Origin of the sequence: Streptomyces odontomachicola, assembly GCF_039605595.1 — a bacterium.
Lineage (GTDB): Bacteria > Actinomycetota > Actinomycetes > Streptomycetales > Streptomycetaceae > Streptomyces.
This window is the reverse complement of record NZ_JBCFOK010000009.1, coordinates 116,358-131,696: the sequence shown is the minus strand read 5'-3', so window position 1 is coordinate 131,696 and position 15,339 is coordinate 116,358. Positions and strand designations below refer to the sequence as shown.

Sequence of the window (15,339 nt, the reverse complement as noted above, 5' to 3'; positions counted from 1 at the left end):
GAAGGACTTGAGCTAACCAATGGCCGACGAGAACTCCCCCGTCCCCGAGGGCGCCGAGACCCCCGCAGTCCCCACTCCGCCGGAGGACGACCCGGCGCCGCCGACCCTGGAGGGCGCCGCCGCGCGCCTGGAGCCGGTGAGCCTGGAAACCGAGATGCAGCGCTCGTATCTCGACTACGCGATGAGCGTGATCGTCTCGCGTGCGCTGCCGGACATCAGGGACGGCCTGAAGCCGGTGCACCGCCGCGTCCTGTACGCGATGTACGACGGCGGCTACCGCCCCGAGAAGGGCTTCTACAAGTGCGCCCGCGTCGTCGGTGACGTCATGGGCACCTACCACCCGCACGGCGACTCCTCGATCTACGACGCGCTGGTACGCCTCGCGCAGCACTGGTCGATGCGGATGCCGCTGGTGGACTCCAACGGCAACTTCGGCTCTCCGGGCAACGACCCGGCCGCCGCCATGCGGTACACCGAGTGCAAGATGGCGCCGCTGGCCATGGAGATGCTCCGGGACATCGACGAGGAGACCGTCGACTTCCAGGACAACTACGACGGCCGGAACCTTGAGCCCACGGTCCTGCCGTCGCGCTTCCCGAACCTGCTGGTCAACGGCAGCGCGGGCATCGCGGTCGGCATGGCGACCAACATCCCGCCGCACAACCTGCGCGAGGTCGCGGCCGGCGCCCAGTGGTACCTGGACCACCCGGAGGCGAGCAGCGAGGAGCTGCTCGAGGCCCTGATGGAGCGCATCAAGGGCCCGGACTTCCCGACCGGCGCGCTGGTCGTGGGCCGCAAGGGCATCGAGGAGGCGTACCGCACCGGGCGCGGCTCGATCACCATGCGCGCCGTGGTGGAGGTCGAGGAGATCCAGGGCCGCCAGTGCCTGGTGGTCACCGAGCTGCCGTACCAGGTCAACCCCGACAACCTGGCGCTGAAGATCGCCGAGCTGGTCAAGGACGGCCGGGTCGGCGGCATCGCCGACGTGCGGGACGAGACCTCCTCGCGTACGGGCCAGCGGCTGGTGATCGTCCTCAAGCGGGACGCCGTCGCCAAGGTCGTGCTCAACAACCTCTACAAGCACACCGATCTGCAGACGAACTTCGGCGCCAACATGCTGGCCCTGGTCGAGGGCGTGCCCCGCACCCTCTCGCTGGACGCCTTCATCCGGCACTGGGTGAACCACCAGATCGACGTGATCGTCCGCCGTACCCGCTACAGGCTGCGGAAGGCCGAGGAGCGGGCGCACATCCTGCGCGGCCTGCTCAAGGCGCTGGACGCGATCGACGAGGTCATCGCGCTGATCCGGCGCAGCGAGACGGTGGACGTCGCGCGCACGGGCCTGATGGACCTGCTCCAGATCGACGAGATCCAGGCGAACGCGATCCTGGAGATGCAGCTCCGCCGCCTGGCGGCCCTGGAGCGGCAGAAGATCACGCAGGAGCACGACGAGCTCCAGGCGAAGATCGACGAGTACAACGCGATCCTGGCCTCTCCCGAGAAGCAGCGCTCGATCATCAGCGAGGAACTGACCGCGCTGGTCGCGAAGTTCGGCGACGACCGCCGCACCCAGCTCATCCCCTTCGAGGGCGACATGTCCATGGAGGACCTGATCGCCGAGGAGGACATCGTCGTCACGGTCACCCGCGGCGGCTATGTGAAGCGCACCAAGACCGACGACTACCGGGCGCAGAAGCGCGGCGGCAAGGGCGTGCGCGGGACGAAGCTGAAGGAAGACGACATCGTCAACCACTTCTTCATCTCCACCACGCACCACTGGCTGCTGTTCTTCACCAACAAGGGCCGGGTGTACCGGGCCAAGGCGTACGAACTCCCCGACGTCGGACGGGACTCGCGCGGCCAGCACGTGGCCAACCTCCTCGCCTTCCAGCCGGACGAGCAGATCGCCCAGATCCGCGCCATCCGGGACTACGAGGAGATGCCGTACCTGGTGCTCGCCACCAAGTCGGGCCTGGTGAAGAAGACTCCGCTCAAGGACTACGACTCGCCGCGGTCCGGCGGTGTGATCGCCATCAACCTCCGGCAGATGGAGGACGGCCGCGACGACGAGCTCATCGGCGCCGAGCTGGTCTCCCCCGAGGACGACCTGCTGCTGGTGAGCAGGAAGGCGCAGTCGATCAGGTTCACCGCGACCGACGACGTGCTGCGCCCGATGGGACGTGCCACCTCCGGGGTCAAGGGGATGAGTTTCCGCGAAGGAGACGAGCTTCTCTCGATGAATGTGGTGCGGGCCGGTACGTTCGTCTTCACCGCCACCGACGGCGGCTATGCCAAGCGGACCAACGTGGACGACTACCGCGTCCAGGGTCGCGGCGGCCTCGGCATCAAGGCCGCCAAGATCGTGGAGGACCGCGGCTCGCTCGTCGGCGCGCTGGTGGTCGAGGAGAGCGACGAGATCCTCGCCATCACGCTCGGCGGCGGGGTCATCCGTACGCGGGTCAGCGAGGTCAGGGAGACGGGCCGTGACACGATGGGCGTTCAGCTGATCAACCTGGGCAAGAAGGACGCGGTCGTCGGCATCGCACGGAACGCCGAGGCCGGCCGGGAGGCCGAGGAAGTGGAGGCGGCTGTGGAGGCCGGGGCAGGCGAGGGGGCGGACCCCGAGCCGGACTCCGAGCAGGAGCAGCCTCCCGCCACGTCGACCGAGCAGGACTGACCCAGCACTGACTGGCCGTCCAGAACGACGAGGAGATACGGCGTGAGTGGTGCGCAGCCGCGCCCGCAGGCGGAAGCGAAGGGCGGGCAGCCGTCCGCTTCACGTCAGGAGACGGAGGGGCAGCGGCCGGGGGCACAACCCCAGCCGCAGCCCCAGCCTCAGCCGCAACCGCAGAACCAGCCGCCGCAGCAGCAGGAGAAGCAGGAGCGGCAGCCGAAGAAGGGCAAGCAGTCCCGGCAGGGGCGGAAGTCCGCACAGGCACAGACCCAGGCCGACACCCAGGTCCAGGGCCAGACGCAGACCCAGGCTCAGGCTCAGCCGGAGCCGCGGTCGTCCTCGCGGCCCCAGCCCCAGCCGCAGCCCCAACCCCAGCCGCAGCAGGCGGAGTCGGGGCAGCAGGGGCAGGCTCCGCACCACCCGCCGCAGGCGTATCCGGCCCCGCCGTCGGAGCCGCCCGGCGGGGTGCGCAAGCCCCGTACCGGCGCCCGTACGGTCCCGCGGGTCCGCAAGGCCCGGCTGCGGGTGGCCAAGGCCGACCCGTGGTCGGTCATGAAGGTCAGCTTCCTGCTGTCCCTCGCGCTCGGTGTGTGCACGATCGTCGCGGTGTCCGTGCTGTGGATGGTGATGGACGCGATGGGCGTCTTCACCGCGCTGGGCGGCACCATCAGCGACGCGACGGGCTCGGCCGAGGGCGGCGGCTTCGATCTGGAGTCGTTCCTCTCGCTGCCGCGAGTGCTGCTGTTCACCACCGTCATCGCCGTGATCGACGTGGTGCTGGCGACGGCGCTGGCCACCCTCGGCGCCTTCATCTACAACCTGTCCGCCGGCTTCGTCGGCGGCGTCGAGCTCACCCTCGCCGAGGACGAGTGAGCCCTGGGAGGGGAGCCCGCGAGGGCTCTTCCCCGCTGCCGGGAACGGATTTTGGCGTACGGGCTGAGGTGCGCTAATCTTCTTGTGCAGCGCGGGCGGCTATAGCTCAGATGGTTAGAGCGCATCCCTGATAAGGATGAGGCCCCTGGTTCAAGTCCAGGTAGCCGCACAGCGAAAGTCGGCCCGACCGGAGATCGAAAACCGGTCGGGCCGACTTCTTTGCGTTACAGGGCGGTTGGGTATTATCGGGCGCCAGAAGGTCCCAACGTCTCTCAGAAGGACGAGGTAGCGCGGTGAAGAAGCTCCTCCTGGTCGCACTGGCCGCCGTCGGCGGGCTCCTCGTGTACCGCCAGATCCAGGCGGATCGCGCCGAGCAGGATCTGTGGACGGAGGCGACCGACTCCGTGCCCGCAGGTTCCTCTGGCGTGTGAGCACCCGACACACATCCGACGAGGCCCCGACGCCGATACGGCGCCGGGGCCTCGTCGCGTGTGTGCCCCTCCGGGGCCTCTCAGGGCCCCTCTCAGGGGCTTGAGCGCCTCTCTCAGGGTCTCTCAGGGTCTCCAGGGGCCCGTGGGCTAGCGGAGCTCCTTGGGGGGCGTGCGGTCCGCGTCGACCTTCTCCGTGCGCTCCAGTTCGCCCCACACCACATAGCGGTACGTGGAGGTGTAGACGGGCGTGCACGTCGTGAGCGTGATGTAGCGGCCCGGCTTCTTCTTGCCCGACTCCTTGGGCACCGGGTCGAGGACGTTCACGTTGTACTTCGAGGTCTGCTGGAGGGTCGCGTAGACCTTGTAGACGTACCACTTCTTCTTCGACTCGAAGACGACCGGATCGCCCTTCTCGATCTTGTCGATGTTGTGGAACTTGGCCCCGTGCCCGTCGCGGTGCGCCGCCAGCGAGAAGTTGCCCGAACGGTCCTGCGGCAGCGCCGACTTGACCGGCTTGGTGTAGTAGCCCGCCGCGCCCTCGTTGAGCTCCTTGAGCCCGGTGCCCTTCTTCACCAGCACCTCGCCCTTGGACATCGAGGGCACGTGCAGGAAGCCGATGCCGTCCTGGGTGTCCAGGGCGCCGGGGCCCTCGTCCTTGTTCGCCGACCAGTTCTCTCGTACGCGGTCGCTCTCGCGCTGCGCGTTGCGGTCGGCGAGGACGTTGGTCCACCACAGCGAGTAGACGACGAAGAGGGCGAGGATCACGCCCGCGGTGATGAGGAGTTCGCCGAGCACGCCGACGGCGGTGGCCACCCGGCCCCGTACGCGGCCGGCGCGCTGCGCGGGCGCCGCGGAGGCCTCGGGGGCTTCGGTGGCGTCCTCGCGGGTGTCCTCGGTGGTCTCCTCGTCGTGCCCGGTCTCTGCCACCGCGTCTCAACCGCCCGCTTCTCGCCGTACCGCCGTACTCGTCATGCTCGCGCGGGCCGCGTCCTGCCTGCGGGGACGCCCCGTGCCCGTCTCAGCTCGTCTTCCCTCCGACGAGCGCGTCCGGCTTGCCCTGGCTGCGCGGACGCTCGTCGACCATATTGCCCCAGACGATCAGACGGTACTTGGAAGTGAATTCCGGAGTGCAGGTGGTCAGCGTGATGTAGCGGCCCGGCTTCCGGAAGCCGGACTGCCGCGGTACGGGGTCGATGACGCTGGTGTTGGAGGGAGAGGTGGAGGCCAGCCGGTTGGTCATCCGGTACGTGTAGAACTTGCTCGCCGTCTCGACCACGATCTCGTCGCCCGCGACCAGGCGGTTGATGTACCGGAACGGTTCGCCGTGCGTGTTGCGGTGGCCGGCCAGCGCGAAGTTGCCCTGCTTGTCCCAGGGCATCGCGGTCTTCAGCGGCTGCTGGTCGTAGTGGCCGACCAGGCCGTGGTCGAGCACCTGCTCCTTGGAGACGCCCTGCGCGATGGGGGTGTCGATGCCCAGCTTCGGGATGTGGATGATCGCGAAGCCCTCGCCGGGCGCGAACTGGCCGGCGCGGCGCTCGGGGTCGACCTGCGCCGGCTTCTTGTCCTTCCACTGGTCGTGGAGATCGCTGGCCGCGCCGCCCGCCTGCTGTCCTGCCAGCACGTTCGTCCACCAGAGCTGGTACGCGACGAAGAGCAGCATCAGCACGCCGAGGGTGATGAAGGTTTCCCCGATGAAGCGGCTGGCGATGATGCCGGGCCCCTCCCTGCGGGCGCGCTCCGCGCGGCGCGCCTCCAGACGGGTGCCGGCGACGGGCGGCGCGGCGGTGGCGGGCGGGCCCGCGCGGCGGCTGCCGCTTCCGCTGCCCGCGGCGGTCGCCTGGAGCTTGGCGGCCCAACCGCGCCATCCCGTACGGGCCTTGGCCGCCCGGCGGCGCGCGGCGCGGCCCACGCTCTCCGGGGCGTCTCCGGGGCTCCCCGTACGGGAGCGGGCGCCGTCGGCGTCCGGGCCGCCCTCGCCGGGGCCGCCGGGTCTGCGGAGACCGACCGTGCGCCGGTCGTCGGCCGCGGCCTCCCCCGAGGCCGTCTCCGGGGCGCCGCTGCCCCACCGCACGGCGGGACCGCCCCCGGATATGGGCTCGGCGACCGCGGGCCAGGACGCCGTGGGGGAGTCCGTACGGGGTTGTGTACGGGGCTCCGTGGGGGGAGGGGCGGGCGCGGGTGTCGGTGCGGGTGGCGGCGCGGGCGCGGGGGCCTGCGTGACCGGCGGCTCAGGCGCCGGCGCGGACGCCGCCGCGGGCGTGGGGTTCTCGCGGGTGCGGAACCACGGGGAGACGTCCCGCGCCTGACGGGGCCCAGTCGGCTGCTGCGGGCGCGGCTGGTGCTGTTGTGGCTGGGGCTGCGGCGGCTGCTGTGGCCGCTGTGGCCGCGCCTGTGGTTGCTGCTGAGCCCGGTCGGCCTGTGGCCCCTGGCTCGCGCGCTCGCCCGGCAGCGGGTCGTTGAGCGGATCGGCGAGTGCGTCCACCGCGGCGCGGAACCGGGCCTCGGCGAACTCGGCCTCGGCGCCCGGGGCCCCGCCGTGCGCGCCCGGCCCGTACGGGTCGTCCCCCAGGGCGTCCCCCGAGGCCCCGTACGGGCTCCCGTGAGCACCTTCCTCGTGCTCCGGGCGCACCGATGTCACGTGCCGGCCGTCCCCTGGCCGGAAGCATGGTGCACCACGGCGGCCAGCCCTTCGGACCGCCGCACGGCGTCCGGGTCGCCGCATTCCGCGAGCCAGTTGGCGAGCATCAGATGCCCCCACTCGGTGAGCACCGACTCGGGGTGGAACTGGACGCCCTCGACCGGGAGTTCACGGTGCCGCAGCCCCATCACCACGCCGGTCTCGGTCCAGGCCGTCACCCGCAGCGCGTCCGGCACGCCCTCCCGGGGCACACCGAGGGAGTGGTACCGCGTGGCGGTGAAGGGCGAGGGCAGCGCGCTGAAGACGCCCGTGCCGTCGTGCTCCACCAGCGAGGTCTTGCCGTGCAGCAGCTCGGGGGCGCGGTCCACGACACCTCCGTAAGCGGAGGCCATCGACTGCATGCCGAGGCACACGCCGAAGACCGGCACACCGGAGTCGGCGCAGTGCCGCACCATGTCCACGCACACACCGGCCTGCGCGGGCGCGCCGGGGCCCGGCGAGAGCAGCACGCCGTCGAAGCCCTCATCGGCGTGCCGCAGCTCGGTCTCGTCGTTGCGCACGACCTCGCACTCGGCGCCGAGCTGGTAGAGGTACTGGACGAGGTTGAAGACGAAGCTGTCGTAGTTGTCGACGACCAGGATGCGCGTGCTCATGAACCGGCCCCCGCGGCACCCTCGTTGACCGTCACGTCGTTGAAGGGCAGCAGCGGCTCGGCCCAGGGGAAGACGTACTGGAAGAGCAGGAAGACGATGCCGAGCACCAGCACCAGGGCGATCAGCGCCCGCACGGGCGTGCTGCCCGGCAGGTGCCGCCAGATCCAGCCGTACATCCCGCGATGCCGTCCCTTCTGCCGCCGGCTTCCTTCGCCGTCCGCCGTCCGCCGTCCGTCGTGTCCGCCGCCGTCGCCGGCTGCCGCGTCCGCCGCGCCCTCCGCGCGGGCGTTCCCCAGAGTACGGGTCGGCGCCGGAGCGCGTGGCCGCAGCCGGTCAGTTGCCCGGTCAGTCGCCGTTCAGCGCCTCGGGCTCACCCTGCGACACCGGGCGTGTGGAGTCCAGATGCGCCCAGGCGATGAGCCGGTGGCTGCTCCCCCATTCCGGATCACAGGTCGTGAGGGTCAGATAGCGCCCGGGCCCGCCGAACGGGGCCGCGCCCGGGTCCACGGGCCGCGGCACCTTGTCGAGCACGCCGGTGTCGCTGGGGAGGGTGCGGTAGGGGCGGTTGTTGATGCGGTAGGTGAACCAGGTGTCGCCGTCCCGCACCACCACCGCGTCGCCGGGGCGCAGCCGGGGGAAGTCCTTGAAGGGGTCGCCGTGGGTGCGGCGGTGCCCCGCGACCGCGAAGTTGCCCTTGTCGCCGAGCCTGGCCGTGCCGGTGTAGTGGCCGAGCCCCTTGGCCAGCGTGGGCTTGCGGGTGTTCTCCAGCACGGGCTTGGCCCAGTCGCCGCCGAGCCGGGGGATGTACATGACGGCGAACGACTTGCCCTGGGGATAAGGGGAGTTGGACGCGCCGGAGCCCGCGCCGTCGGTGCCCGCGCCGGTGCCGGAGTCCGTTCCCGCATCCGTACCGCCGCCGCCTCCGCCCGCGGCCTGGCCGCCGGCGGCCCAGCGGTCCTGGAGGTGGGCTATCTCACCCTGCCCGGCGTCCTGCGCCTGGACGCCCGTCCAGTACAGGACGTACACCACGAAGAGGACGGTGAGCAGTCCGGCGGTGATGCACAGTTCGCTGAGGGTCCTGACCACTGCACGTGCCGACACCGCCGTCACTCACCGCCGCTCACTCCAGGGGCTTCGCGTAGTGGAGATCCACTGTGCCGGAGTAACCGGGAAGAGTCACCGCCTGCGACTCGTCGACTTTCCAGCCGAGGCCGTACGCGTCCACGTACTGCATGTAGTTCTGGATCGCGCTCGAATTGTCCAGCGCCCGCTGGAGCTTCTCCTGGTCGCCGACCGCGGTGATCTTGTACGGGGGCGAGTAGACCCGGCCCTGGAGGATCAGCGTGTTGCCGACGCAGCGCACCGCGCTGGTGGAGATGAGCCGCTGGTCCATGATCTTGATGCCCCTGGCGCCGCCCTGCCACAGCGCGTTGACCACGGCCTGCAGGTCCTGCTGGTGGATCACCAGATCGTTGGGCTGCGGGTCGGGCACGCCGGGGATCTTGGGGGTGGCGTCAGGCGGGGCGTCGTCGAGGGTGACGGAGACGCCGGATCCGGAGACCGGCTTGGTGCCCGAGGCCTTCTCCAGGCCGGTCAGTCGCCGCTCGTCCTGGTGGCTTCCGCCGCTGTCGCGCTGCGCGAGGGTGTCGACCTGGGCGCGCACGGCGGCGGCCGAGGAGTCGAGTTCGGCGTTCTTGCGGCTGCGCTCCTGGATGAGGTCGGACAGCCGCAGCATGGAGTCGTCCGAGCGGATGTTGGTGCCCTGCGCGGTGTTGAAGCTGATCCAGAAGATCAGGCCCGCCAGTGCGAACACCCCGAGCGAGGCGAGCCGCGCCGGACGGATGAGCGATCTCGTCACCGTACCCTTGTCTCCCTCCGCGACGGCGAAGCACTACGCTAACGGACCACCACATCGTCACTCCTCCCTGGCCGCCGCACGGTTCGGGGAGGGCTGCCAGGGCGGTCACGAAGCGCATCGACAGGAGAGTCCCTCGTGCCGAAGTCACGCATCCGCAAGAAGGAAGACTTCACGCCCCCGCCTGAGAAGAAGACCGAGATCGACCTCGGAGGGAGCGGGCGCCGCTGGGTGGCGCCGCTCATGCTGACGCTGTTCGGGCTCGGACTGGCCTGGATCGTGGTGTTCTACGTGACGCACGGGACGCTGCCGGTCGGGGCCTTCGGCAACTGGAACATCGTGGTCGGCTTCGGCTTCATCGCCGCGGGGTTCGTGGTCTCCACACAGTGGAAGTAGCCCGGTACGCGGCATCGCGATACCGAGTTATCCACAGCCTGATCCACAGGGCTGGAAAACTTCACAAGATCTGTGGATAACTTCGCGGAGGTTGACGCCGGTCCGATAGCCGGGCCGACGGCCCCGCGCCCGGCTTCCCCTGATCTTGCAGGCAAAACGTGTGTCCGAGTCCGCTCGGACACACGTTCCCGCGCTCATGCACAGCACGCTCCGTGCTCTGTGGACAACTCCGCTGTACGGGGGCTGCGCGCGGCTTCCGGGGCGCCGCGGACGGTGCGCTCAGCCGGTGCCGGCTCAGCCCGCGCCGCTCGTCCGCGCCGGCTCAGCCCGCGCCGCTCAGCCCGTGAGCTGGACGGTCCGCACCGCGCACACCACCACGATCACCAGCAGCATCACGGCGCACGTGCCGAACTGCACCAGCGACCGCCGCTCCCGTGGTGCGTGCACCATCCCGTACGCGATCGCGGCGCCGGTGACCAGGCCGCCGATGTGGGCCTCCCAGGCGATGCCGGACCAGGTGAAGGTGAAGACCAGGTTGAGCGCCAGCAGGATCAGGATCGGGCGCATGTCGTACTGCAGGCGGCGCATCAGCACGGCCGTCGCGCCGAACAGGCCGAAGATCGCGCCCGAGGCGCCCAGCGAACCCTGGAAGGGCGAGGCGACGAGGTAGGTCAGCGCGCTGCCGCCGAGCGCGGAGAGTACGTACAGCAGGCTGAAGCGCAGCCGGCCGAGCGCGCTCTCCAGGGGCGGGCCGAGGAACCACAGGCCCAGCATGTTCATCGCGATGTGCAGGAACTGCTGGTGCAGGAAGGCCGAGGTGAGCAGTCGCCACCACTGGCCGTCCTGCACGCCGTAGCCGAACATCAGCAGGTCGGCGACGAAGGGGTCGCCGAGCGCGAGCACGCCGACGAACACGGCCAGGTTGAGCCCGAGCAGGATCTTGGTGATCAGCCGCGGGTCGGAGGAGAGCAGCCCGCCCGCGAGGGAGCGCGGCCTGTTGTCGGGCGCGGGCTGCCCCTGGTGTCCGGCGCCGGGGCCGCCCCTGACGCAGTCGGGGCAGTGGAATCCGACGGACGCCGTGGTCATGCAGTCGGTGCAGATCGGGCGGTCGCAGCGCGTGCAGGCGATGCCGGTCTCCCGCTCAGGATGCCGGTAGCAGGTCATCGCGGGCCGCTGCGGCTCCTGCGGCCTGCTCTGCTGCTCCTCCTCCATGGCTGCGTCCCCTCCGTGGTGCCGCGGGCCGTGCTCCGCGGATCCGCTGTCCTGCGAGGTCCGCGTGCCGCCGACCCGCCGTGCGTGCTGCGAGGTCCGCCCCGCTCATCCCTACGTGACGTACGGATGGGCGGGGCGGTTCGGTTCCCGTCCCCCGGTGCGGGGGTCAGCGGCGCTCGATGGCGACCGACTCGATGACGACGTCCTGCACGGGACGGTCGGTGCGCGGGTTGGTCTCGGTCGCGCCGATCCTGTCCACGACCTTCTTGCTGTTCTCGTCGGTGACCTCGCCGAAGATGGTGTGCTTGCCGGTCAGCCAGGAGGTCGCGCCCAGGGTGATGAAGAACTGCGAACCGTTGGTGCCGGGGCCCGCGTTGGCCATGGCCAGCAGGTACGGCTTGGTGAAGGCGAGCTCGGGGTGGATCTCGTCCTTGAACTCGTAGCCGGGGCCGCCGGTGCCGTTGCCCAGCGGGTCGCCGCCCTGGATCATGAAGCCGCTGATCACCCGGTGGAAGACCGTGCCGTCGTAGAGCCTGTCCGTGGACTTCTGGCCCGTCGACGGGTTGACCCACTCGCGGGTGCCCTCGGCGAGCTCGACGAAGTTCTTGACCGTCGTCGGCGCGTGGTCCGGGAACAGCCGGAGCTCGATGTCGCCGTGATTGGTCTTCAGGGTGGCGTAAAGCTGCTCAGCCACGATCTACCTTCCGTCCGTCTGCGTTGACTCCCCCGATCCTCCCACGGACGCTGGGGAGGGACGGCGCGCCCGATGCCCCGGATGCCCGTGCTCGGCATGCTGGAGAAGGGGGCAACCAGGCATGATCTGCAAATCTGGTGGAAAGCGACACAGAGACTTCTCGGAGGCGAGCCTCCGAACCACGACTGAACACGCCACCAAGAGGAGGAAACCCGTGACCCGCATCGACAGCGTGCGCGCCGCGTCCGGGAGTGCCAAGGAGAGCGTGCGGCACGCGGCGGAGGTGGTGGCGCCCTACGCGGAGACCGCCAGGGACACCGCCACGCACTACGCGCAGGAGGCGGGCGCCCGGCTCGGGCCGAAGGTCTCGCAGGCCCGCAGCTCGGCCCGCGAGGGGTACGACCAGCACGTGGTGCCGCGCATCGCGCAGGCGCGCAAGCAGGTGCCGCCGGAGTGGGACCGCCGCGCGAAGAAGGCGGCGAAGCGCGCGCGCAAGGCTGCGGAGCGGGGCCGCGAGGCGGCGGAGCGCGGACGGGACTACGCGGCGCCGCGCATCGAGCACGCGGTGGCCGACGCCCGCGCGGCCGCGGGTCCGGCGAAGGAGGAGGCGACCCAGCGTGGCACGGCGGCGCTGGCGGCGCTGCGCGGCCAGGTCAGCCCGCAGGAGATCGAGAAGCTCTCCAAGCGGCGCGCCCGGCGTGCCCGAACGGGCCGTGTGGCCAAGCGACTCGGCCTGCTGGGCCTGCTGGCCGGCGGCGCGTACGCGGCCTGGCGCTGGTGGGACAAGCAGGCCAACCCGGACTGGCTCGTGGAGCCGCCGGCCGCGACCGAGGTGGACCGCGCGCCGCTGACGTCGGTGGACGGCTCGGCCCAGGAGGGCGCGGGCGAGCGCTCCGTGCTCGACCCCGAGGTCGAGGCCAAGCAGGCGGAGGCCGACCAGCGCAAGGAGCGCTGATTGCCGTACCGCGTATGGCGCTTGGAGAACGAAAAGCGGCTCCCCCGAGGGGGAGCCGCTTTTCGTGTGTGGAGCCTAGGGGAGTCGAACCCCTGACATCTGCCATGCAAAGACAGCGCTCTACCAACTGAGCTAAGGCCCCGCTGTGCACAAGAGTACCGGGTCCGTGCGGGGAATTCCGACCGGGTATCGCCCTGCCCGTATGCCGCTCCGTAGGATGCACGGCAAGTTCGCGTCAGCGAAGTGACAAGGGGAGTCCAGGGGAGACGTGATGGACGCAGCGCAGCAGGAAGCCACGGCGAAGGCGAGAGAGCTCCAGAGCCAGTGGTACGGGGAGCCGCTGGGCACTCTTTTCCGCAGGCTGATCGACGATCTGGGACTCAACCAGGCCCGGCTCGCGAGCGTGCTGGGACTGTCGGCCCCCATGCTGTCGCAGCTCATGAGCGGCCAGCGTGCAAAGATCGGCAACCCCGCCGTCGTCCAGCGGGTCCAGGCGCTCCAGGAGCTGTCCGGCGAGGTCGCGCGCGGCGAGATCAGCGCGGCCGACGCGACGCAGCGGATGGACGAGGTACGGCGCACCGCGGGCGGCAGTGTGCTGAACAACTCGCAGCAGGCGGCGGGTTCCGGCGCCTCGCAGACCCCGGTGAAGCGGGTCGTGCGGGAGATCCAGGCGCTGCTGCGCTCGGTCTCGGACGCCGCGGACATCCTGGACGCCTCCTCCTCGCTCGCCGGCACGCACCCCGAACTCGCCGAGTTCCTGCGGGTGTACGGGGCCGGCCGCACCTCGGACGCGGTGCGGCACTACGAGGCGCACCAGAGCTGAGGCGGCGCGGGGGCCGCACGGCCGCCGGAGCGACGGCCAGGAGCAGCGGCCGGGGCAACTGCCGGAACACCAAGGGCGGTTCGGGTGAGGCATCTCACTCCGAACCGCCCTTTGCGGTGTGCGGGGGCTCCCGTGGCCCGGGGCCGCCGGCTCAGTTGCCGAAGGCGCCGCCGAAGAATCCTCCGCCGTCGTCGTTGCCCTCGTCCTCGCCCGGGCCCGCGGGCCGGGTGGTGATGCCCACCTCGTCGCCCTTCTTGCCCTGGGTGTTGGCCGGCGGCGTGGTGCTCACCACGCGGGCCTTGTCGTCGTCGGGCCCGGTGATGTCGCCCACCGAGAAGCCCGCGTCCTCCAGCGCGCTCTTGGCGTCCTCGAGCTTCTGGTTGGTGACGTCGGGCACCGAGGCGGCCTCCTCGTCCGGCGCCTTGGCGACGGTGAGGGTGATCTGGGTGTCCTTCGTGTGCCGGGTGTTGGCCTTCGGGTTCTGGGTGATGACCTCGTCGGCGGCCTTGTCCGGGGCGTCGACGTCCTTCCTGGCGACCGAGAAGCCGGCGTCCTCCAGCTCGGACTTGGCGTCGTCGAAGCTCTTGCCGGACACGTCCGGGACGTTGATCCTCGCCTCGGTGGCCACGGTGAGGGTGATCGTCGCACTCTTCTTGACCTTGCTGCCGCCAACCGGGTCTTGGTGCATCACCGTGCCCGGTTCGGCGTCGGACTCGGTGGTCTTGCGCTGCACCGTGAAGCCCTTGGCCTCCAGCGTCTGCCGGGCCGACGCGAACTGCTGCCCGGTCACGTCGTCGACGGCCACCGGCGCGTCGCCCTTGGACATGGTCAGCGTGACCGTCTGATCCCGCTGGATCTTGGAGCCCTTGGCCGGGTCGGTCTCGCAGACCGTGTTCTTGGGCTGGTCGCAGTACTTGCTGCCGCCCTTGGAGACCTTGAAGCCGCCGTTCTCGCCGAGCGACTTGGCGGCGGAGTAGGACTGCCCGGCCAGCGGGGGCACTTCGACGCTGTCCGACTTGCCGTTGCCGAACAGCGCCTTGCCCATGAAGATCGCGCCGACCAGCACCAGGATCGCGGCGATGACCAGCAGGATCGTCGAGGTGTTGCTCTTCTTCGGCGGCCTGCGGCGGCCGCGCCCGTCGTCGTACGAGCCGTCGTCGCCGTCGACCGGCGGCAGCATCGACGTCTGGCCCTCCTGCGCGCGCAGCGCGGTGGTGGGCTGGTCGCCGCCGTAGCCCACGGCGCCGAGCGCGGCGGTCGCGGCCACGTGCCGGCCGTCGAGGCACGCGTCGATGTCGGCGCGCATCTCATCGGCGGTCTGGTACCGGTAGTCCGGGTCCTTGGTCAGCGCCTTCATCACGATCGCGTCCATCTCGGGCGTGATCTCGGGATCGAAGGCGCTCGGCGGCTGGGGCTCCTCGCGCACGTGCTGGTAGGCCACCGCCACGGGCGAGTCGCCGACGAACGGGGGCCTGTTGGTGAGGAGTTCGTAGATCAGGCAGCCGGTCGAGTACAGGTCGGAACGCGAGTCGACCTGCTCGCCCTTGGCCTGCTCGGGAGAGAGGTACTGGGCCGTGCCGATCACCGCGGCCGTCTGCGTCATCGTCATGCCGGAGTCGCCCATGGCGCGGGCGATGCCGAAGTCCATGACCTTGACCTGGCCCTGGTGGGTCAGCATCACGTTCGCGGGCTTGATGTCCCGGTGCACGATGCCGTTCCGGTGGCTGTACTCCAGCGCCTGGAGGATGCCGACCGACATCTCCATCGCGCGCTCGGGCAGCAGCTTGCGGCCGGAGTGCAGCAGCTCACGGAGGGTCGAGCCGTCCACGTACTCCATGACGATGTACGGGATGGACACCCCGGCGCCACCGGACTGGGCGTCCTGGACCATGTCCTCGCCGGTGTCGTACACCGCGACGATCGCCGGGTGGTTCAGCGAGGCGGCCGACTGGGCCTCACGGCGGAAGCGGGCCTGGAACGAGGGGTCGCGGGCCAGGTCGACGCGGAGCGTCTTGACCGCGACGGTCCGCCCCAGGCGGGTGTCATGGGCGAGGTAGACCTCCGCCATGCCACCGCGGCCGAGCACAGAGCCCAGCTCGTACCGGCCGCCGAGGCGACGCGGCTCTTCCATAGTC

15 protein-coding genes and 2 tRNA genes are annotated in these 15,339 nt (G+C 70.6%); 7 read left to right on the top strand and 10 right to left on the bottom strand.

What is annotated here, in order from left to right; translation table 11 throughout:
• Positions 1 to 19: 19 nt before the first annotated feature.
• The 4 genes from gyrA to ABEE00_RS18360 all read left to right on the top strand — a co-directional run bounded on the left by gyrA (position 20) and on the right by ABEE00_RS18360 (position 3,978).
• Entirely contained in the window at positions 20 to 2,677 is a 2,658-nt protein-coding gene (gene gyrA / locus ABEE00_RS18375; protein WP_345746611.1) for a DNA gyrase subunit A, read from the top strand.
• A gap of 42 nt (positions 2,678 to 2,719) precedes the next feature.
• Positions 2,720 to 3,547, top strand: coding sequence for a DUF3566 domain-containing protein (locus ABEE00_RS18370; protein ID WP_345746610.1), 828 nt, complete (start codon positions 2,720 to 2,722; stop codon positions 3,545 to 3,547).
• A gap of 95 nt (positions 3,548 to 3,642) precedes the next feature.
• A tRNA-Ile gene (locus ABEE00_RS18365) sits at positions 3,643 to 3,716 on the top strand.
• Positions 3,717 to 3,840: 124 nt separating this feature from the next.
• Complete coding sequence (locus ABEE00_RS18360) at positions 3,841 to 3,978, top strand: DLW-39 family protein (protein WP_345746609.1); 138 nt, start codon at positions 3,841 to 3,843, stop codon at positions 3,976 to 3,978.
• Between the two features lie 147 nt (positions 3,979 to 4,125).
• Here ABEE00_RS18360 and ABEE00_RS18355 read toward each other — a convergent pair whose 3' ends face one another.
• The 6 genes from ABEE00_RS18355 to ABEE00_RS18330 form a co-directional block, all read right to left on the bottom strand.
• Positions 4,126 to 4,905, bottom strand: coding sequence for a class E sortase (locus ABEE00_RS18355; protein WP_345746608.1), 780 nt, complete (start codon positions 4,903 to 4,905; stop codon positions 4,126 to 4,128).
• 91 nt (positions 4,906 to 4,996) lie between these two features.
• A complete protein-coding gene (locus tag ABEE00_RS18350) occupies positions 4,997 to 6,616 on the bottom strand; it encodes a class E sortase (RefSeq protein ID WP_345746607.1) in 1,620 nt (539 codons plus the stop codon).
• Complete coding sequence (locus ABEE00_RS18345) at positions 6,613 to 7,269, bottom strand: aminodeoxychorismate/anthranilate synthase component II (RefSeq protein WP_345746606.1); 657 nt, start codon at positions 7,267 to 7,269, stop codon at positions 6,613 to 6,615. The genes ABEE00_RS18350 and ABEE00_RS18345 overlap by 4 nt, the downstream gene beginning before the upstream one ends.
• Complete coding sequence (locus ABEE00_RS18340; protein WP_345746605.1) at positions 7,266 to 7,445, bottom strand: hypothetical protein; 180 nt, start codon at positions 7,443 to 7,445, stop codon at positions 7,266 to 7,268. Before ABEE00_RS18340 ends, ABEE00_RS18345 begins: the two co-directional genes overlap by 4 nt.
• Before the next feature lie 169 nt (positions 7,446 to 7,614).
• Positions 7,615 to 8,370, bottom strand: a complete 756-nt coding sequence (locus ABEE00_RS18335) for a class E sortase (protein ID WP_345746604.1) — start codon at positions 8,368 to 8,370, stop codon at positions 7,615 to 7,617.
• A 19-nt stretch (positions 8,371 to 8,389) separates the two neighbouring features.
• Entirely contained in the window at positions 8,390 to 9,127 is a 738-nt protein-coding gene (locus ABEE00_RS18330) for a DUF881 domain-containing protein (protein ID WP_345746603.1), read from the bottom strand.
• A gap of 135 nt (positions 9,128 to 9,262) precedes the next feature.
• Between ABEE00_RS18330 and crgA the strand changes: the two genes are divergently transcribed.
• On the top strand, positions 9,263 to 9,520 hold the full coding sequence (gene crgA / locus ABEE00_RS18325) for a cell division protein CrgA (RefSeq protein WP_345746602.1): 258 nt from the start codon (positions 9,263 to 9,265) through the stop codon (positions 9,518 to 9,520).
• A 336-nt stretch (positions 9,521 to 9,856) separates the two neighbouring features.
• Here crgA and ABEE00_RS18320 read toward each other — a convergent pair whose 3' ends face one another.
• Together ABEE00_RS18320 and ABEE00_RS18315 are read right to left on the bottom strand one after the other, a co-directional pair.
• Complete coding sequence (locus tag ABEE00_RS18320; RefSeq protein WP_345746601.1) at positions 9,857 to 10,732, bottom strand: rhomboid family intramembrane serine protease; 876 nt, start codon at positions 10,730 to 10,732, stop codon at positions 9,857 to 9,859.
• 166 nt (positions 10,733 to 10,898) lie between these two features.
• Complete coding sequence (locus tag ABEE00_RS18315; protein ID WP_345746600.1) at positions 10,899 to 11,426, bottom strand: peptidylprolyl isomerase; 528 nt, start codon at positions 11,424 to 11,426, stop codon at positions 10,899 to 10,901.
• A 214-nt stretch (positions 11,427 to 11,640) separates the two neighbouring features.
• Here ABEE00_RS18315 and ABEE00_RS18310 point away from each other — a divergent pair, with 214 nt between their 5' ends.
• Positions 11,641 to 12,381 (top strand): DUF5324 family protein, encoded by a 741-nt coding sequence (locus tag ABEE00_RS18310; protein ID WP_345746599.1) that lies wholly within the window; start codon positions 11,641 to 11,643, stop codon positions 12,379 to 12,381.
• 69 nt (positions 12,382 to 12,450) lie between these two features.
• Here the strand turns inward: ABEE00_RS18310 and ABEE00_RS18305 are convergent.
• Positions 12,451 to 12,523: transfer RNA gene (locus tag ABEE00_RS18305), tRNA-Ala, on the bottom strand.
• Between the two features lie 129 nt (positions 12,524 to 12,652).
• Here ABEE00_RS18305 and ABEE00_RS18300 point away from each other — a divergent pair.
• The gene (locus ABEE00_RS18300; protein ID WP_345746598.1) at positions 12,653 to 13,204 is read left to right on the top strand and encodes a DNA-binding protein; all 552 of its coding nucleotides are present in this window, start codon (positions 12,653 to 12,655) and stop codon (positions 13,202 to 13,204) included.
• Between the two features lie 151 nt (positions 13,205 to 13,355).
• Here ABEE00_RS18300 and pknB read toward each other — a convergent pair whose 3' ends face one another.
• Entirely contained in the window at positions 13,356 to 15,335 is a 1,980-nt protein-coding gene (gene pknB / locus ABEE00_RS18295; RefSeq protein WP_345746597.1) for a Stk1 family PASTA domain-containing Ser/Thr kinase, read from the bottom strand.
• Between the last annotated feature and the right edge of the window lie 4 nt (positions 15,336 to 15,339).

Coding starts and splice junctions, on each gene's coding strand:
- gyrA (WP_345746611.1), top strand. CDS start 20: ATGGCCGACGAGAACTCCCCCGTCCCCGAGGGCGCCGAGACCCCCGCA.
- ABEE00_RS18345 (WP_345746606.1), bottom strand. CDS start 7,269: ATGAGCACGCGCATCCTGGTCGTCGACAACTACGACAGCTTCGTCTTC.
- ABEE00_RS18340 (WP_345746605.1), bottom strand. CDS start 7,445: ATGTACGGCTGGATCTGGCGGCACCTGCCGGGCAGCACGCCCGTGCGG.
- ABEE00_RS18320 (WP_345746601.1), bottom strand. CDS start 10,732: ATGGAGGAGGAGCAGCAGAGCAGGCCGCAGGAGCCGCAGCGGCCCGCG.
- ABEE00_RS18300 (WP_345746598.1), top strand. CDS start 12,653: ATGGACGCAGCGCAGCAGGAAGCCACGGCGAAGGCGAGAGAGCTCCAG.
- pknB (WP_345746597.1), bottom strand. CDS start 15,335: ATGGAAGAGCCGCGTCGCCTCGGCGGCCGGTACGAGCTGGGCTCTGTG.